Source organism: Actinomadura fulvescens (assembly GCF_039533225.1).
Lineage (GTDB): Bacteria > Actinomycetota > Actinomycetes > Streptosporangiales > Streptosporangiaceae > Spirillospora > Spirillospora fulvescens.
Genome location: NZ_BAAATD010000027.1, coordinates 21,833 through 39,077, shown reverse-complemented (window position 1 = coordinate 39,077; position 17,245 = coordinate 21,833). Strand labels below are relative to the sequence as shown.

Sequence of the window (17,245 nt, the reverse complement as noted above, 5' to 3'; positions counted from 1 at the left end):
GCCAGCTCCTCAAACAACGAGCCCATCGTGGTCGCCTCCACCTCGAACGGTAGAAGACGACCCCACCCACAGCGACCGAACGCTCAAGCTCCGAACTCACCCAGGTCCTTCGAGAAGAACCGCACCCAAAGGCTTACAGCAACCTGCTGGAGGTGGCGCGGTGCATGCGGGTCAAGGGCTACACCGTCGATGACCCCCGGCCGGGCGACTTCGGAGTGACGCCCAAGAACGTCACCGATGCCAACAAGGCCAATCAGGACTCGGCCGCCTGCGTCAAGCAGGCCAACGCCGCAAGATGATGAGCAATCAGCAGCGGCCGGTTCGTCACACCGTCGAGGTCGGCGGCGACTCGCTCACCGGCCCACAGGTGGTCGCCGTGGCGCACGGCGATGCGCTGGTCCGGGTAACCGACACCGCGGTGGAGCGCATGGCCAAGGCCCGGTGCCGGGTCGAGGAGCTCGTGGACGCTGCAGTGCCCACCTACGGGATCACGACCGGGGTCGGCGCGCTGGCCGAGGAGCCGATCTCAGCTCACCAACAGCGGGCGCTGCAACGCTCGCTGCTGCGTTCCCACGCCGCGGGCACCGGGCCCCCGGTGGAGCGTGAGGTCGTCCGCGCCATGATGTTGCTGCGGGTACGGACATTGGCGACCGGGGTGGCCGGTTCGCGGCCGGAGGTCGCGCTCGCCCTGGCCAGGATGCTTAACGCGGGCGTGACTCCGGTTGTGCGCGAGTACGGCAGCCTCGGCTGTTCCGGGGATCTGGCACCGCTGTCCGCGGTCGCCCTGGCGCTGATCGGCGAGGGGCAGGTGACCACTGCGGACGGATCAGACCTGGATGCGGCGACCGCGTTGGACAACGTCGGGATGATGCCGCTGGTCCTGCAGGAGAAGGAAGGGCTCTCCCTGATCAACGGAACCGACGGCATGCTCGGCATGCTGCTGTTCGCCGTTGACCGCCTCACCGCACTCCTGGACATAGCTGACCTCACCGCCGCCATGTCGGTCGAGGCGCTGCTTGGCACGGACCGCGTGTTTGCCGCCGACCTTCAAGCTCTGCGCCCCCATCCCGGTCAGGTCCGCTCGGCGCCCCGAATCTCAGCACTGCTGAGGGATTCTGAGATCCTTGCCCGCAGCGGATCGAGACGGGTTCAGGACGCCTACTCGCTCCGGTGCACTCCCCAGGTACATGGCGCGGCCAGAGACACGCTGTCTCATGCCACGACGGTGGCCGAGCGTGAACTGGCGTCCGCCATCGATAACCCGGCGGTCATGGAGGACGGCCGGGTGGAGTCCAACGGCAACTTCCACGGCGCCCCACTGGCCTACGTCCTCGACTACCTGGCCATCCCGGTCGCCGATCTGGCGAGCATCGCCGAGCGGCGAACCGACCGGCTCTGGGACCCCAAGCGCTCGGCGGGATTGCCGGCGTTCTTGGCCCACGGCACCGGCGTCGATTCCGGGCTGATGATCGCGCATTACACCCAGGTCAACATGGTCGCGGAGCTGAAGCGACTCGCCGTCCCGGCATCAGTCGATTCGATCCCGACGTCGGCGATGCAGGAAGATCACGTGTCCATGGGCTGGGCCAGTGCCCGCAAATTGCGGCGCGCTCTGGACGCCTTGACGTCGGTGCTGGCGATCGAGTTGCTCGCGGCCGCGCGAGCACTTGGCCTGCGTGCGCCGTGGCGACCCGCCGCGGGCACCGCCGCGGCGGTGTCGCTGCTGCGTGAGCGGGTAGCAGGGATCGGGCCAGACCGGCACCTCTCACCGGAGATGCAGGCGGCCGAAGACCTCATTCGATGCGGCACCCTGGCGACGATCAAACCAGCTGGCTGACCCGGGTGTCGGGCAGCTCAGGTCATCGGCACACCAGGACCACTCTGATCAAGCGTGGCGTTCCAACCCGCGCACGATCTCTCAGGCTGAGCCACGCCGCCGTCCGGCAGCCGCACTGGTCGTGCTTCAGATCAGTGGGTGAGGAGTGACCAGGCGATCCCGGCCACAGGCAGCAGGACCAGAGCGGCGGATGCTGCACACGGCATCGCGTTAGGACCGGGCGGGGTGTCGTCCCAGCTGTTGCGCCTCATGATGGCGCGGCCGCCGTGTGCGAGCGCCTGGTCGAGTTCGGGCCGTTCCTGCCCAAGATAGGTGGTGGCGAGCAGGACGCGCCGCAGAGCGCCTTCGCGGGTGTAGCTGAAGACGCTGGTGAGAGCCAAAGCTGCCTTCGGTCGTGCCGAACGCACCGTTCCGGTGCCGCGGTAAGAGATTCGGATGTCGCCCGAGCGCCTGACGCCGACGGGGCGGGGGTGACACGCCTGGTGACACGCGGACTTTACAGTCAGCCGGGACTGAGCAGGACTGTTCCCCCCGCAGGAGTTGACCGATCAACTGCCGATAGGGCGCCAGTGTGGTCTGCCCATGAAATGGATCATTGGCTACGATCACTTGACCCCGCGCCTTACGTCGGTTGACAACAGAGACGAGGGTTAGATGACACCCCCCCGAACAACCGGATGGCGCATGCGCCGATGGCTGGCAGTCTCGCTGATGCCCGGCCTTGTGGCTGCTGCGACTGTGGTCGCCCCGCCCCCGGCTACGGCGGACGGCGAACAGCAGGCCAGCGCAACGATCGTCCTTGCCCGGCAGAGCCAGCCGGTCCTCCAACGCCCCGCGCTGGACGGGCTCAAGCACGCCGCGTCACGCGAGGGGATCACTCTGGAGCGGGCCATCGACCGGCACGTCACCAAGGTCACGTCGCCCCGGTCCGGACGGGCCAACGGCGACACTCTCCCCGACATCAAGATCGACGATCTACCGTTGGCCGAACTGGTCGACCTGCGGCTCATTGCCCGAACCGAACGCATCGGGTTGGCCGAGGCCATCGACCGATTCAGCTGGCAGCCGCGCTTCCAGGAGGCCGCCGACCAACTGCGGAAGGATCTTCCGTGGGACTTGGCCGGCGCGTCGATCAGCGATGACGGCATGCGGGCCCGGTTCGCCTTCAAGGGCAAGGTCCCCGTCGCAGCGGTGCGCCTGGCCAGGACTCTGCCGACGGCGGTCGAGCTTATCGGTGGCACGGGGTACTCCGAAGCCGACCTTGATCGCGTGATGAACACCGCCCACGCACAGGTGGCTGGGCAGGGCGGCTTCACCCGCCTGCAGAGCAGTTACGACACCGACCGCGGCCTCATCACCATCGAGGCCCAGCGGCCCAAGGGATATGCGAGCACCACGAACGCTCCTGCGGTCCCCCGCTCCGGGAATTCGAATATCAAGATCGAGGTCAAGGTCACCCAACTCCGGCCGGTCCGTCCAGCGGACCGGTATATCCGCGGTGGCGGGCTGCTGAACGGTTGCACCGCGGGGTTCCCCGTCAAGCGCATCATGACCCGGGAAACCGGCATTTCCACCGCCGGGCACTGCGCCTCGCGCCGCAACACCTATCGCAACCACCGCATTCACGGAGGCTCGACCGGCATCGCCCGGAAGCGCACGCATCAGGGCGCCTCCGGCGACATAGCTTGGTACTCGCGCGGAAAGTTCAGCCCCAGCAAGTCCTTCTACTACGACTGGAACAAGTCCCGTTGGATTCACGACCGCTCCGGCATGCCCGGTAAGGGCACGCGCATCTGCAAGTTCGGCAGAACCACTGGCGCTTCCTGCGCCAAGGTACGTCATGCCAACGTCACCGTGAGCTCAGGCGGCCGCACCTACCAGCACATGGTCATCATGAACGGTGGCGGGGTCCGGCCCGGCGACAGCGGCGGCCCCTGGTACTACGGCAACCGCGCCTTCGGCATCACCCACGGGTACGTCGGCGGCACCTCACGGTCGGTCTTCACCCCCGCCTACCTGCTGCAGAATCTGGGAGTCGACGTCTACGAACGATGACCAGCGACCGCGAAGGCGCCAGCCGATGGTGAACCTGGCGCGGTGACGCGGCCCCGGGGACTGCCCTACCGGCGCCCCCCGGGGCCGCCGCCGATCGTGGAAGGCTCAAGAAGCCATCCAGGCTCAGGAACCATCCACACTCCGGCAACGTCCAACGACCGGACGGTTGATCCATGCAAATCACAACGCGAGGGATGTGCAATGAGGCGGCGTTCTGCAACCACAGCGGTCGTCATGACGGCCCTGGGCGGGCTGGTCACTGGCTGCAGCACGGGCGGCGGAGCTGATGCCGCCACCCCGACTCCCGACCGGGCCAGCACCCCTGCTCCCGACCAGGCCAGTCCCGACCAGATCAGCCTGCAAGGGGCAGATCCTCGCATCATCGTCGCCAAGCTCTCCTCATACACCGCAATGCGCCTGCCCGGCACACTCGGCTACGACTCCTCCACCAAGTGCCTGTACGTCAAGCACAAAGACCAGCAGTACGGGCGCTCGACCCCGATGTGGCCCTCGGGCACCACCCCCGTCACCTACCGGGGGAAACGAGGCGTCAACGTCCCCGGAACCGGCCGGATCCTCGACGGCGACGCCGTCCTTGCCAACGGCGAATACAACTCCAACGCTCCCGCCCTCGCCACCGCGGGCCTCCCCGCAGGCTGCCCCACCAAAGGCCAGCGGCTCACCACCATCGCACCAGACGACCCCACCGGTCGAAAGACCCCAACCAACTGATCACCGTCTGCGCCCCGGTACATCGCGTGGGGCCGGTACACGTCGGTCATACCGGGTGAGGTCGAGACCACCGTCGCGCGGTCTGGCGCCGGGGGAGGCCGCTGCATCAGGCGCGCGAATTGCTCGTCCCGCCGTCTCGCTCGGCCCCGTCCTGGACGTCACGGGGAGCGTGCGGCATGAGCGTTGCGAGACTTGGGGTCGTGGGACTATCAGGCCGAGAATTCCCGCTTCGGAGCGAGCCCTTGGGTAGGCAGCCGAGATGCCGGGAAACCCGCCGTTGAGATGTGGGTCCACGCGTGCTACTGCAAGCGGGCGGCAGGGCCAGCTCGACGTACCGTCTCTTCCCGACCATCCCCGCAGGCCTCCGGCGGCCCGCTGCAACCAGCCCCTGGCCTGCGGCGGTCTTCGTCATCCTCATGACGAACGCGCCGTTATCAGGCCGAGCCGGCGCAGCCGGTGCCGGATCTATCTTCCTTCCCCGATCAGCGAGCGACCGGAAACGCTCGCCCGAGCATGCTGCACAGCGCCGCGGAGCGCACGGCCGCGACCAGCGGAGCCGGCGAGAACAAGATCTCAACGCGGGATCCGGCCGTATCTCGGTCGTTGGCCGGTGAGATCCCCGGGTCGGACGGCGGGCCATGCAGGTCATCGTCGCGGAGATCGGCCTGGACATGGGCAGGTGCCCGGCCTCGGCCCGTCTGGTGTCCCGCGCGAACTCTGACCCGCGGCCATCCAGTCGGGCCAAAACCAGAGCAAGACCTCCGATGGTGCTAAGTCGTCAAGCGGCCGCGATCTGAGTGCATGTGAAGGCCTTGCTGATGTCGTAGGTCTGTCCGGTCTGGAGGCAGTGAAAGAGCTGGCCGAGCATCCGGTTGAACAGGTGGCGGAGGGCGGATGGGTGCCGGTCGCCTCGGTCTCGGCGTCGCTTGTAGTGGGCGCGCGCGGGTTCGTGGTTGGCGGAGGCGGCGAATGCCCAGATGAATCCGGCGCCGGCTAGGCGATCGTTTTTGATCATTCGGTGTGTGATGGAGATGCTGCGGCCGGAGGCGCGTGTGACCGGCGCTGATCCGGCGTAGGCCTTGAGTGATCGGGCGTCGGCGAACCGTTCGCGGTCGTCGCCGATCTCGGCCAGGATCCGGGCGCCGAGCTGGTCGCTGAGGCCGGGGAAGCTGGTGATGACCTGGTGGTCGGGGTGCTGGCGGAAGGCCTCGGCGACGGTTTCGCTCAGGCGGTCGGCGTTGGTGCATTCGGTGTCCAGGACGGCCAGGAGCGCGCGGGCCTGTTCACCCATCGCCTGTTCGACCAGCGGTGGGTGGTGAAGTTGCGGCTGCCGCAGGGCCTGGTGGAGCTGCGCGGCCAGCTGGTCGATGCCGCGTTTGCGGCCGGCCCGGCGCAGGGCTGCGGCGATGCGGGTGAGTGTCAGCTTGGCCGCGGCCGTCGGAGTGAGGGCGATGGCCAGGACCGCGCGGGCCTCGCGGCTGGCCAGGTTGGTGGTGCGGCCAGCGAAGGCGGCCAGGAAAGTGGGGAAGTACTCGCGCAGTAGCGAGCGCAGCTCGTTGGAGGCCTTGGTGCGCCGCCAGGTGGCATCCTGGTGAGCGCGGGCCAGCACTGCGATGGCACGGGCGAGTTCGGTGTCCTCAGGCAGCGGCCGGTGTGCGTGGGCGTCGGTGCGCAGGATGTTCGCCAAGGTCAGGGCGTCGACATGATCGGACTTCTTACGGGCCACGGTGTGGCGTTCGCGGTAGCGGGCGACGGCCATCGGATTGATGGAGTAGACCTTGCGGCCGGTGCCGCGCAGCGCGGCCACCAGCAGGCCGCGCGGGGTCTCGATGGCGACCGGGATCGGATCGGCCGGGTCATCGCCGACGTCGGCGAGCATCTGCAGCAGCTCGCCGTACCCCTCGGCGGTGTCTTTGATCCGGCGCTTGGCCACCAGGTCACCGGCCTGGTTGACCAGCGCGATGTCGTGGTGGGATTCGGCCCAGTCGATCCCGCAGAACACTTTCACGTGGGGCTCTCTCCTTTGGTCGCCCTCGGCTTGTCCGCCTGTGGTTCTGGCCTGGCAGGGAACGCGCAGCGCTCTAATAACAAGGCTCGTGGCCTGGCCTCCGATGGAGCCGTTCGCGATCCCAGCGACCCGCGCGGGTTCCCGGTCTGCTTAGAGAACTCAAGGCTCTGATGAGTGCAAGGGATACACCGCGCGGGCGGCTCGAACCACGATCGACAACCTGCCGTAAGCCGCCGTGGCGGCGCTCACGAATCGATCAGCCACCGCCACGGCGGGCCGCGTCTGCACGGTCTTGCTCTAGGCCTCAACAGACCGGATATGCGACAGGCGTCTGACGCGACGGCCCTTATTAGATCAGCGAGGGTAGCCTGTCTATCAAGGGCGTGCTCGACGAGGTCGCCACGGCCAAGACCCAGATGTTCCTCGGCGACGCTACCGGCGCCTGGTCATGCGGAGGGGCAAACTCAAAGCCCTGGTGACAATCGCCCGTTCCATCCCGACCATCATCTGGCACCTCCTCACCGACCCCAGCCAGCGCTACCGGGTCCCTGGGCGTCGACGGACACACCCGCGCATCGACGTCGGCGCAAGAGCCGCGATCACATCCGCCAGCTCGAACCGCCAGGCTTCAAGGTCACCATCGAACCCGCCGCCTGAAACCCGGCACCCAACCCGGTGGAGCCGATGCTCCGCCGGGGGCTGCCGCCTGCCACGGCTCAGGTCATCGTTTTCCGTTCAGCAGAACGGGCAGTTGCACGCGATGACGGTTCGGCAAATCCGAGGTTTCCAGCTTCCGCGAATCCTCTTGTAGCCGTCGTGGCAGCGGTAGGTGACATTGCTGCGACAGCAGCCGCATCGCTTGTCGTATCGCCAGTTCCAACCGTCCCAGCCCTTGCCGCGCACGCAATCGTTCTTGCGCAGCTTGTACTTGTTGCGCTGCACCTTGAACCAGCCCGGTCTTGTGCAGGTGGTCCTGCCGGTGAACCGGCAGCAGTCGTAGCAGCTGGGGCTTGGACCGCAGCCGGGGCTGCAGTTGTGCTTGCCGGCGTAGCTTGGGCAGCGATTGAGGATCTGATAGCCGTCGCGCGCGGCGCTGGCCTCGCGGGCGAACGGGAACAGGCCCAGAGTGGAGATTCCCAGGCCGGTGCCGATGGCCACCGCGCTGCGCAGCACACCGCGCCGCCCCCAGGCTTGCGGGTCGTGGGCGAAGCGGCGCCCGGCGGGCACGGCGTCCTGCGGTGCGGAGTCGAGCGTAGGGATATTGGAAAGCGCAAGTTTCATGCTGCGGACCTTTCACCGAAGAGTTGGCTGACGAGATCGCGGATCTCGTGCGGGGCACCGAGCGCGGTTGAGGCGAGCACGGTCCCTTCTGTGCTGATCACGACGCCGAACGGCGTCACCGGGATCTGGTAGCTCTCGAACGCCTCGGTCGCGTTCCCGACGAGCCGCACTCCATGGGAGCGGTGATCGTTGGGGTCGTCGGCGAACAGACCCACGAACTCGACTCTGTTCTCGCCCTCGTTGACGAGTTCCTCGGCCACCTGCAGCGTTCTCTCGCAGCTGTCGCACTCGAGGTCGAGGAAGAGTGCGACCACGGGCACGTTCCTGCGGACGGCGTCCGGCAGGGGCAGCGCTGGCGCGGCGGCCCCGATGCTCGGGCCAAGGTGATCCACACGACTGTCGCCGCCCTTGAGGGCGTGCAGTTGACGCAGCATGCCGGCCATGGCCAGTGCCAGCACCAGGATCGCCGCCCAGGCGAGAATCAGTGCGCTGGTCGTGAAGTCCATGAGATTCCCTGTTTGTTCGGATCGTGGAGGGTGCTCGGCAGAATCCAGGCGAGCACGGTGAAGGTGGACGCGGCGAGGAAAGCCAGGAGCGCGTCGCTGCTCCACGTCCACGACAAGACAAGGTCTACCTGTGCCGCCGCGAAGCCGCAGCCGAGGGCCAGCACCGTGGTACGCACCGGCACCCAGATGCTGATGGGCTCAGCCCGTGACGAGCATGCGCACGGCACGCCCGGGTTCCGTCTCAGCAACACCGCCGCGTAGGCGGCAAGGGCGACGTAGAGGACCATGGCGCCGGCAAGCGCGTACGTCATCAGGTCTCGCGCGGTCGAGGCGCTCAGACCCGGCAACAACGCGGCCAGTCCGAGCGATGCGATAGTGCACTCGGCCAGCGCGACGCATTGCGCCACCACGGTCACGAACGTGGGGGGCCAGAAGTTGTGGCTGCGCAACATCGCCTTGAACACGTCCAGCTTGGCGAAGTGGATGGCCCCGGACAGGGCAAGGACCGCGAACCCCATCGACGCGCTGACCGTAGCCAGAAGAGTCTCCATCTAGGCTCGGGTCCATTCGATGTGGAGTTCGGCCAGGTGCGGAAGCAGCCGTTCGGGATTGTCGTCCTCATCCGGGACCACATGGGTCACCGCATTGGCTCCCGCGAGCACGAAACTGTGGACAGCGCCCCCTGCGGCACCGGCATCGGACTCGACGAACAGCTCACCGCCGACCACCCGCTTGCCCTGCCAGGCGGGCAGCACCTTGCCGACCTCACGGGTGGCGGGCTGGATCTGCAGCAGGCCGAGACCGGGCACCTCCTTGACGAACGTGACGCTGGCGACTGGGGCCTGCGACGGTCGCTTAGCGGTGAGGACCAGTCCGTCGGTCAGCTCGGCGATGCGCACCTGGTCCAGGACCGCCAGCAACTGCCTGTGGTTCTTCGCCTCGTACGCGTGGGTGAACAAGGAGAACTTCTTGCCCTCCCAAACCGCCACGGTCAGCGACGACCTCAGCTTGATCGTCTTGTCGTACTGGCTGGTCCGGCCGAAGCGCAGCCGACCGCCCTGGAAGCGGTATTCATGCGGGAAGCTCCGCACCCCAAGATCGCGCGCCGATGCGGTGGCAGATCCGGCCACGCCCGCGTCAAACTCCTGCAGATGTGTGCCCAGGTGAAGCTGGAGCAGGCTGGTAAAAGGCTGGTCGAGAGCCAATGCCGACCTGATCGTCACACGGCTGCCGTCGATAACTCTGTGTGAGATTGTTGTCAAGGCCATGAGGTGTCCTCCGAGTGAGGGGTTTCAGCCGTTAATAGCGACCAGCACGAGAAAACCCAGCATCACCCCCGAGGCCGACCTCGTGAGCGGGCCTATACGGGCGGCGGCCCGCTTGTTCCATTCCGGGTCTCGGCTCCAGTACTGCGCCGCTGCCGTCGCTCCCCGACCTATTCCGAAGCCGAGCCCGGCCAGCGCCACCGGGACGAAGCCTGGGCTGATGAAAAACAGTGCGATGGCGAGTACGTACGGGCTGGTCGATGAGATATAAGTCCGTACGCCAGTGCCCAACTCGAACCCAAACTGCAGCGCACCCCGTAGTGGCTTTCGCAGCAGGACTTCCTGCGGAATCTGTCGGGCATGCTGTGGAAGCGGCAGCGTCACGACACCGAAGTCGCGCAGCAGGCCGGCGCCTGCGGCGACGAGGGCGACTCCGATACGGCCGGTTTCCGGGACCGGATCGGTCAGTCCTGACACGAGCCACAGCACGCTCGCTGAGAGAAGGCCACCGAGAACAAGTCCCAAATTGAAGAGCGCGAGCACATACCGTTGCCTAATCCGACCTCGCCACCCTGGCGAGAACAACACAAGGTTGCTGTTGAAGGTTCAAACCGAACCTGACAGCGAGTAGCCAGCGAGGGCGCCGATCGCCGCCCAGCCGAGAACCATGGCGTCCATGGCCGCCGCGGCTACGACAACAAGTATCAGAGATATGACAGGTAGTAGCGGCGCAGACAGTCTTCGCCGCAACCAGACCTGACCGAGCAACATCTCCGCCCCCGCAGTACCGTAAATTGAGCCGATCTTCAGGAACCGGCAACAACCAGGATCTTGACCGGAGGCAATATCGTAAGTCGAAGAGATCTTCAGGAGCCAGCAGCAATCAGGCCCTTGGCCGGAATAGGTCACACTCTGAATGACCTCGCGTGCAGCATTTCAGTCTCCTGCTGTGTCCTTGGAAGTGGAGGTGCCTATGGCGGACAGTGAGCTGGGCCGGTTCGAGGAGTTCATCACCCATCGATTGCCCGCGTTGTACCGCTATGCCTGCGTGCTGACCGGGAACCATCACGACGCCGAGGACCTGGTGCAGGAGGCGTTGACCCGCGTAGGGACGCACTGGTGGCGCGTCCGCCACAAGGACGATCCGGAGGGCTACGTACGGACGGCCATGGTCCGGATCCTGGCCAACCGACGCCGAGGCCTCCGCGAGCGGCTGATGGCGCACACACCGGACCAGCCGGTCGACGATGCTGGGCTGGACGGGCTGATCTCCGACGCCGCGATGATCGCCTACCTGGCGGGACTTCCGCGCCGGATGCGGGCGGTGTTGGTTCTCCGCTACGTCGACCAGCTTGGTGATGCGGAGATTGCCGAGGTGCTCGGCTGTTCCCCTGCGACGGTGCGCAGCCAGGCCGCCAGAGGCCTCGCAAAGCTGCGCACCGCAAGCCACATGGAGGAAAGCCATGAATGACCTTGAGCGGCGGGTCGGTAAGTTGCTCGTCGAGCCATTCACAGAGATCGTGCCGCCACAGGACCTGGCAACCCGGCTTGTCCGGAGAACGCGAAAGCGGCAACGCCGCCTCGCCATGGCCTCAGTAGCTGCAGCGGCAACACTGGTGGTGGCGCCTGTGGTGATCGTCCAGACGGTCAAAGGCCCGGCGCAGCAACCGCCTTCGCAGCGCGGTGCCGTTCCCACGGCGAAGCCTCCGTTGTCCGGCGCCATCGACTCGTTGGTGGATCGGCGTTCGATCACGCGCATCCCGCGCAGACTGGCGGCAGCGCCGCCATTCAATGCCCTGGCGCTCGGCTCAGACGGGACGGTGCTGGGCGCGGTCGAGCGAGGTAGCGGAGAGGATGAAGTTCCCGCCACCGGCGTGTGGCGAGTCCGGCCAGGAGGAAAGGCCCCTCAACGAGTGCTGCCCAGACCCTCGGAACACGGTGCCTTCCTCTGGTCGATGGCAGCCGGTGACGCCGGATACATCTGGCCGAGCGGCGAGGGACTCACCTGCCTGGGGCCTAATGGCAGGACTCCAGCGGTCAAAGTCTCTGCCGAGGGAGGCACGGCACCGTTCTTTGCCGATGGCCCCTCTCTCATGTGGAGCGAGAAAGGCGCCATCAAGCTGTCGAACGGCTGTGGCGGAGCGGTCAGCACCTTCCCGACGCGCGCGGACCTTGTCGCCTTCTCCTACCCCCATGCCTTCCTCAGGAACAACACAGGGTTGCAGCAACTGGACGTGCGCTCCGGCCGGATCAGGAGGCTGAACACCGGGAGAGTGTCGGACAGCGCCGTCGTTGCCGCCGGGTCCAGCGTGCTCGCCTGGACCGATGGCGAAGCCCTGGTGATCCACGACCGCCAGACGGGAACGACCCGCCGGGCACTCACCGGCCTGCCCAACGCAGAAGCTGAGTCCTACTTCTCTCACCTCACGACGAACGGACACGTTGTCGTTTACTCGGTACAGCATCAAGACGACACCGCTGACTCCTCCGCCGTCGCCTACGGCCTTCGCACCGGAAACAAGTTCGAGCTGCCCGGACACGCCTGGGTCGCGGGCGGCTACGTACTGTGGCGGGATACCGATGAGTACCTGCTTGCAAAGCTACGACCTGAGTTCCGCAGCTGAGGCCTAGCATCGCGTTCCTGCCATGGTTGCCTGCTCAGTGCGTACTCCACGTCACCGTGCTCTGCTCCTCGATGCCGGACGCAAGGAGAACCAGCCCAGGAACGCGCGGGTCGGCCTTTCGACTGCTGCCCGACGGGCAACCGCTGGTAGTCCTGCAGGATCGCCGGGAGGGTCTCGTTCGCCACCACTGAGCGCGGAACCGGGCGGCCGTTCTCGACGAACCGCATGACCCGGGCATCGCCCTGCAGGTCAGCGAGATCATCCAGGTCGGCGTCAGTGAAACGGCGCAACAGCATGCGCTCGGTCTCAGATGGACATCCACCGCTCGATTGGGACCGTTACCCGCTACCTCCGGGCTTCCACATTTCGAGCAGCGGCAGCGGCCCACAAAGTCCTTCGACCAACAGTCCGATCGAAGACCTACCGCCCACGGACAGTTACCAGTCGCTGGCTCTACCCCATGGAGTGAGACAGAGCCAGTTCTCACTGAGCGTTAGCAGTCGTGGTTGAAGGACGTCGAGCGTGGTCGACTACTCCCGCCCAGGCTGCCGACCCTGGTCAAGCTGGCCGAGGCGCTCGGCGTCGGCGATGTTGCGGTCTTGGCTGGCACCGACATGCGTGTCAGTGACGCCGCGTCCATCCTCCCTAGAGCCGCTACGCCCCAGGCGACGACCACACACCGTGACAACCAGCACGATCAGCACCAGGAACACGCGACAACCGAATACGCGAGCTCACCAACGTGGCATGGCCCTCAGAGCGCACGCAGGCCGGCCAGGACTCCCTGGTACATCGTGACGTCGAGCAGATCGGTGTCGGGGCGTGGCTGCTGAACGTCGATCAACCCCTGTTCGAGCAGGTCGCCGAGCAGTACCCGGACGACGCCGACCGGCAGTCCCGGTGGCCCGGCTACGTCAGCGACCGATTGCGGGTCAAGGCTACCGGTGACCGTTGAGGCGGTGTTGGCGATGGTGGGTGGGTTGCGGCGGCCGAACTGGTCTGCGATGTCCACGACGGTTTGCGGTGTCTGGCAGTGCGTGAGGATGGCCAGGTGTTCGGACTCCAGACCGAAGGCACGCTCGTGATCGCGATGTATCCCGTCGCGTGCGGTGCTGTAGATGCGGGTCTCGTCCAGCACTGCCTGCAGCGGGACCGTGGCCACCACCATGGTCAGCAGATCCCATTGTCCGCTGGTGGGCTCGACCCGGCCGCGGGTGATGACGTAGGGCCGCACATAGGGACGCACTGCGGAGGCGAACGCGTCCTGGGAGGAGGATTCGCCGGCGTCGCCGTCGTTCATCATCACCGTCGACCCCTTACGATCGTTGCTCCGGCTCGCGGTACGGCTGGGCTGGATTCGCCGACCCGCTTGCTCCGCCGTCCTGCCCGGCGCTTCGCCCACCTTCGTCCTCGCCCAGGACCTCCTGGCGAGCTTGTTGAGTGCCGCGCTGGTAGGAGCTCATGATGCGCTTGACTTCTTCTGGGTCGCGGAGGTCGACCGCGTCGTCTACGACGCGGGGCTCGTCGGTTTGCAGAGCTGGCGCCAGGCTCGCCTGCGGTACCCGGACCGGCAATCCACCGGAGGTTTGCTCCGTGTCCAGTTCGGATCGGGTCTCGTCACTGGCCTGAGGAGCTTGCTGCGCGGGTGCATGATCCACGGTGAGGGGCACTTCGCCGGGGGCGTCTGGTGCGTTGTCTGGGTCCTGGGGTTCGTCGTCGGGACGGTGGCCCACCAGTAGCGCCAGCCCGCCCCGGGGGGTCGCCAAGGTGGCTTCGCCCTGGCTGGCGGGCGGCTCGGCCACGGCAGCGGCGGGACGGGGCGCCGCCGGAAGCTGCGGCGGTTCGCTGAACACGGTGTGAGGCAGCAGAACGACAGCGCGAATCCCGCCGTAGGGGGACTTGTTGAGGGTGACGGTGAGCCCGTGGCGTTGTGCGACCCGTCCGATGAGCAGCAGGCCGATACGTTCGCGTGGAGCCTGGTCGAAGGAGGGAGGGTTGGCGATCATCGCGTTGGCGGCGTCCAGTTGCTCGGCCTTCAGTCCAAGGCCCCGGTCAATGACCGAGACGGCCAGGCCGGTGGCCGTCTCCTCGGTCTCGACGTCCACGGGACCGGGGGAGAAGCTGGTGGCGTTTTCGATCAGCGCCGCCAGCAGGCGGGTGATTTCGGTGCTGGCGCTGCCGGTCAGCCACCGCTCTGGTACGGGATGGACCTGGACGCGCTGGTAGTCCTTGGCGTGTCCTTGAGCGTCTCGGATCACGTCGAGCAGCGGGTGAGGGCGGGCGCCGGTGAGCTTGACACCTGACAGGATCAGCAGGTCCAGGGTGAAGCCGCGTTGCCGGGTGGCCAGGTGGTCGAGCTCGAACAGCTCTTTGAGCCGGGTGACGTCGATGTCTTTGCGACGTTCCAGGGCGTCCAGCAGCGCCAGCTGCTTCAGAACGCTGCTTTGGGTGCGGCGGGCGATGTTCTGCAGGATCTCGGCCGCGCCTTCACGGGTCTTGTCCAGGGCCACGGCGGCGCCGATCGCGGTCTGCTGTACGGCGTTGATCGCCCGGCCGACATCGCCCACTTCGTCGCCGCTGAACTTCAGCGGCGGCGCTTCGGCGGCCACGTCGACCTTCTCGCCGCGGCTGAGCCGGTCCACGACGCTGGGCAGGCGATGGTCGGCGAGCTCGTGTGCGGCCCGCGCCAGCTGCTTGAGCTGGGTCAGCAGGGAGCGGGCGGTGGTGACGGCCAGCACGATGGAGGCGATTACCGCCACCAGGCCCAGGACGACGGCGAAGGCGAAGGAGATCAACACGCCGATGGCGCCGGGCCGGGCCCGCTCCACCAGGTCGTCACCGCCGGCGTCGATCGCCTCGTCGAGCCGGGACAGGACGGCGCTGGTCGCCGTGTGCCACTGCGCTGCGGTGACGCCCAGGCGGGCTTGGGAGCGGGGCTGGCTGATCAGCTGATCCTCCAGCCGCTGCAACGCGGCGTAGTCCGATGCCTGGGTGATGGCCGTATACCGGGCGGTGTCGGCCGACGATAGCTGCGCGTGGGCGTCGCGTTCGGCGCTTCTGCGCAGGGCGACCGCTTGCACGACCTGGGTCAGGTCACCGGCTCCCAGGCGGTCTTTGGCCAGCACGCCGGCCAGCAGCGCGTCCTCGCGTGCCAGCATCTCCCGGGCCCGGGTTAGCCCGATGAGCGCGCGGACGTCGGCGGCCAGTTCGAAGTCGTCGAGTTCACTGGCCGCATAGTTGATCAGAAACGCCGAGTCGATGATGTCGTTGAACGGCCGGACTGCGCGCACCAGGTCGACCGTTCGGTTGTCGACGGCCGCTCTGGCGCTGGTCAAGGTGTCCAGTCGCTTGCCGGTGGCGCTGACGTAGCGCTTGATCTTGTTGCCCGGGGCGTCGGGTGCCGTGCGGCGCCACGCGGTAATCATCTTGTCGGTGCGTGCACGTTGTGCGGCAAGTCCGGACTTGGCATGGGTGGAGGAGGTCAGATAGATGAGCGAAGCCCGCCGTTCGGCCTGCAACTCCTTCACCAGGTTGTAGGTGGGGCGGCCGGCGGTGGTGTCGCGGGTGCCGGTCTGCAGGAGGGTGAGGCCGTCCTCCAGCGCCTGCCAGGCCGCGAAGATCCACAGCGCTACCAGCGACACCAGAACGACGGTGACCTTCTCACGCAGACGGATCTTGCGGGGGCCAGACGATCGGCGCAGGCGCATATCGGTCCTTGCTCACTAGTGAAGGGGGATAGGTTCTCCCAGCTCGGCTGGCAACCCACTCTGAGCCGACAGGCAGGCCGCTACAGCGCAACTCCAGGCACCTGATTACACCTGGAGCACAGTAGCAACGAGCGAATCCGCCGGATCACCAAACCCGCACCTTTACAACGAATCCCGCTACTGCAGGACAACGCTTGAGGCGTGTGCGCAGACCTCGCTGGCTCGATCAATTCCGCCCGGTCCTGCGAGCAGACCGTGACCGGCCCCGGCTGCTGGGTCGCCGCACCCCGCCAACGTCGGCCAGGCGGTGTGTTAAAGATCTCCCCAGTAGTCGGCGCGCTGGACGCCGTAGTAGCTGGTGCTGAACTCCAGTTGCTGGCGGAGGAAAGCCGCCCCCTGCGGGCAGCGGGCCTGCAGCGGCTGGGCCTGGAGCCGGAACTGCGCCGCCAGATCGGCGATCTGTTGCTCGACGACGGTCTGGTCGGCCAGCATCAGCGCGTTGAGGTCGTTCCATTCGCCGCGATCTCGCTCGATGGTGGCCAGATCGTTGAGCAGCCGCAGCGCCTGCTGGACATAACCGCTGAGTCGGCGGAGCTCGTCGATCTCAGCCAGCACCATCGGGTCACCGATGGCGATCCAGTGAGCGACGTTGCTCCAGGTGGACCCGAAATTGTCGGCGTTGGCCAGATATTGCTCCAACGTCGGCAGTCCTGGGCTGGTGGGATCGGAGGCGATGGTGTTGCGCAGAGCGTTCCATTCCCATTCGCGCATCATCGCCGCAAGCATCCGGTCCAGTTCCTCACGCCAGATGGGTTCGAATGCCGAGAAGGCCGGTGCGGTGGCGAGCTCGGCGCGCAGTTCGCCTAGGAAGGCGGTGAGGCTGTCGCCTGTGTCAGGCTCGTGACCCGCGGCGATGCGTGAGCAGCGATCAGCGATGTCGCGGACTTGGTCGCTGCTGTCGGTGACGTAGTCGATCTGCCAGTCCACGGCGAAGATCCACAGCGATGTGCGGGCGTGCATCCGCAGCTGCTGGGCGGTGTGGCCCGGCGCGCCGCCCGCGATGGCTGCCGCGAGCTTGAACGGGAAATCGGCGTCGAACGGCTGCGCGGGGAACAGGTCACGGCGTGCCTCGATCGCACGTTGCAGGTCGGCTGCGCACTCCATGATCTGGCGAGCGACCATGCCGTCTTGATAGCCGGGCACCATCAAGGCGTTCCCTCCATCGGCACG

At 66.8% G+C, this 17,245-nt stretch carries 17 protein-coding genes; 6 read left to right on the top strand and 11 right to left on the bottom strand.

All coding sequences use genetic code 11. From position 1 onward, the window contains the following. Window positions 1–164: 164 nt before the first annotated feature. Complete coding sequence (locus tag ABD333_RS46310; protein WP_344549305.1) at window positions 165–299, top strand: hypothetical protein; 135 nt, start codon at window positions 165–167, stop codon at window positions 297–299. Then, on the top strand, window positions 299–1,837 hold the full coding sequence (hutH, locus tag ABD333_RS46305; protein ID WP_410558588.1) for a histidine ammonia-lyase: 1,539 nt from the start codon (window positions 299–301) through the stop codon (window positions 1,835–1,837). Before ABD333_RS46310 ends, hutH begins: the two co-directional genes overlap by 1 nt. A 131-nt stretch (window positions 1,838–1,968) precedes the next feature. Here hutH and ABD333_RS46300 read toward each other — a convergent pair whose 3' ends face one another. Further along, window positions 1,969–2,217 (bottom strand): hypothetical protein, encoded by a 249-nt coding sequence (locus ABD333_RS46300; RefSeq protein WP_344549303.1) that lies wholly within the window; start codon window positions 2,215–2,217, stop codon window positions 1,969–1,971. A 304-nt stretch (window positions 2,218–2,521) separates the two neighbouring features. Here ABD333_RS46300 and ABD333_RS46295 point away from each other — a divergent pair, with 304 nt between their 5' ends. Together ABD333_RS46295 and ABD333_RS46290 are read left to right on the top strand one after the other, a co-directional pair. Then, window positions 2,522–3,892, top strand: a complete 1,371-nt coding sequence (locus ABD333_RS46295; RefSeq protein WP_344549302.1) for a S1 family peptidase — start codon at window positions 2,522–2,524, stop codon at window positions 3,890–3,892. 234 nt (window positions 3,893–4,126) lie between these two features. Further along, window positions 4,127–4,624, top strand: coding sequence for a hypothetical protein (locus tag ABD333_RS46290; protein WP_344549301.1), 498 nt, complete (start codon window positions 4,127–4,129; stop codon window positions 4,622–4,624). Between the two features lie 778 nt (window positions 4,625–5,402). Here the strand turns inward: ABD333_RS46290 and ABD333_RS46285 are convergent. The 6 genes from ABD333_RS46285 to ABD333_RS46260 form a co-directional block, all read right to left on the bottom strand. Next, window positions 5,403–6,632, bottom strand: a complete 1,230-nt coding sequence (locus ABD333_RS46285) for an IS110 family RNA-guided transposase (protein WP_344549300.1) — start codon at window positions 6,630–6,632, stop codon at window positions 5,403–5,405. A 735-nt stretch (window positions 6,633–7,367) separates the two neighbouring features. Then, window positions 7,368–7,913: a hypothetical protein gene (locus ABD333_RS46280; RefSeq protein ID WP_344549299.1), complete on the bottom strand. Its 546-nt coding sequence runs from the start codon at window positions 7,911–7,913 to the stop codon at window positions 7,368–7,370. Further along, a complete protein-coding gene (locus ABD333_RS46275; RefSeq protein ID WP_344549298.1) occupies window positions 7,910–8,419 on the bottom strand; it encodes a hypothetical protein in 510 nt (169 codons plus the stop codon). Before ABD333_RS46275 ends, ABD333_RS46280 begins: the two co-directional genes overlap by 4 nt. Continuing rightward, window positions 8,395–8,970, bottom strand: a complete 576-nt coding sequence (locus ABD333_RS46270; protein ID WP_344549297.1) for a MauE/DoxX family redox-associated membrane protein — start codon at window positions 8,968–8,970, stop codon at window positions 8,395–8,397. The genes ABD333_RS46275 and ABD333_RS46270 overlap by 25 nt, the downstream gene beginning before the upstream one ends. Next, a complete protein-coding gene (locus ABD333_RS46265; RefSeq protein WP_344549296.1) occupies window positions 8,971–9,642 on the bottom strand; it encodes a hypothetical protein in 672 nt (223 codons plus the stop codon). A gap of 69 nt (window positions 9,643–9,711) precedes the next feature. Then, window positions 9,712–10,227: a hypothetical protein gene (locus tag ABD333_RS46260; RefSeq protein WP_344549295.1), complete on the bottom strand. Its 516-nt coding sequence runs from the start codon at window positions 10,225–10,227 to the stop codon at window positions 9,712–9,714. 418 nt (window positions 10,228–10,645) lie between these two features. Here ABD333_RS46260 and ABD333_RS46255 point away from each other — a divergent pair, with 418 nt between their 5' ends. Continuing rightward, window positions 10,646–11,155, top strand: coding sequence for a SigE family RNA polymerase sigma factor (locus ABD333_RS46255; RefSeq protein WP_344549307.1), 510 nt, complete (start codon window positions 10,646–10,648; stop codon window positions 11,153–11,155). Beyond that, window positions 11,148–12,308: a hypothetical protein gene (locus ABD333_RS46250; protein ID WP_344549294.1), complete on the top strand. Its 1,161-nt coding sequence runs from the start codon at window positions 11,148–11,150 to the stop codon at window positions 12,306–12,308. The genes ABD333_RS46255 and ABD333_RS46250 overlap by 8 nt, the downstream gene beginning before the upstream one ends. Window positions 12,309–12,838: 530 nt before the next feature. Here ABD333_RS46250 and ABD333_RS46245 read toward each other — a convergent pair. From ABD333_RS46245 to ABD333_RS46230, 4 genes are all read right to left on the bottom strand, one after another. Further along, window positions 12,839–13,021, bottom strand: coding sequence for a hypothetical protein (locus ABD333_RS46245; protein ID WP_344549293.1), 183 nt, complete (start codon window positions 13,019–13,021; stop codon window positions 12,839–12,841). A 41-nt stretch (window positions 13,022–13,062) separates the two neighbouring features. Beyond that, on the bottom strand, window positions 13,063–13,608 hold the full coding sequence (locus tag ABD333_RS46240; protein ID WP_344549292.1) for a DUF742 domain-containing protein: 546 nt from the start codon (window positions 13,606–13,608) through the stop codon (window positions 13,063–13,065). A gap of 16 nt (window positions 13,609–13,624) precedes the next feature. Continuing rightward, window positions 13,625–16,015 carry a sensor histidine kinase gene (locus ABD333_RS46235; RefSeq protein ID WP_344549291.1) on the bottom strand — a complete coding sequence of 797 codons (2,391 nt, stop codon included), beginning with the start codon at window positions 16,013–16,015 and terminating at the stop codon, window positions 13,625–13,627. Window positions 16,016–16,327: 312 nt separating this feature from the next. Beyond that, a complete protein-coding gene (locus ABD333_RS46230) occupies window positions 16,328–17,221 on the bottom strand; it encodes a terpene synthase family protein (protein ID WP_344549306.1) in 894 nt (297 codons plus the stop codon). Window positions 17,222–17,245 lie beyond the last annotated feature (24 nt).

Excerpts from the sequence above, each read along its gene's own strand:
- ABD333_RS46235 (WP_344549291.1), bottom strand. The coding sequence starts at position 16,015 with ATGCGCCTGCGCCGATCGTCTGGCCCCCGCAAGATCCGTCTGCGTGAG.
- hutH (WP_410558588.1), top strand. The coding sequence starts at position 299 with ATGAGCAATCAGCAGCGGCCGGTTCGTCACACCGTCGAGGTCGGCGGC.
- ABD333_RS46295 (WP_344549302.1), top strand. The coding sequence starts at position 2,522 with ATGCGCCGATGGCTGGCAGTCTCGCTGATGCCCGGCCTTGTGGCTGCT.
- ABD333_RS46275 (WP_344549298.1), bottom strand. The coding sequence starts at position 8,419 with ATGGACTTCACGACCAGCGCACTGATTCTCGCCTGGGCGGCGATCCTG.
- ABD333_RS46230 (WP_344549306.1), bottom strand. The coding sequence starts at position 17,221 with ATGGTGCCCGGCTATCAAGACGGCATGGTCGCTCGCCAGATCATGGAG.
- ABD333_RS46240 (WP_344549292.1), bottom strand. The coding sequence starts at position 13,608 with ATGAACGACGGCGACGCCGGCGAATCCTCCTCCCAGGACGCGTTCGCC.
- ABD333_RS46250 (WP_344549294.1), top strand. The coding sequence starts at position 11,148 with ATGAATGACCTTGAGCGGCGGGTCGGTAAGTTGCTCGTCGAGCCATTC.
- ABD333_RS46280 (WP_344549299.1), bottom strand. The coding sequence starts at position 7,913 with ATGAAACTTGCGCTTTCCAATATCCCTACGCTCGACTCCGCACCGCAG.
- ABD333_RS46270 (WP_344549297.1), bottom strand. The coding sequence starts at position 8,970 with ATGGAGACTCTTCTGGCTACGGTCAGCGCGTCGATGGGGTTCGCGGTC.
- ABD333_RS46310 (WP_344549305.1), top strand. The coding sequence starts at position 165 with ATGCGGGTCAAGGGCTACACCGTCGATGACCCCCGGCCGGGCGACTTC.
- ABD333_RS46290 (WP_344549301.1), top strand. The coding sequence starts at position 4,127 with ATGACGGCCCTGGGCGGGCTGGTCACTGGCTGCAGCACGGGCGGCGGA.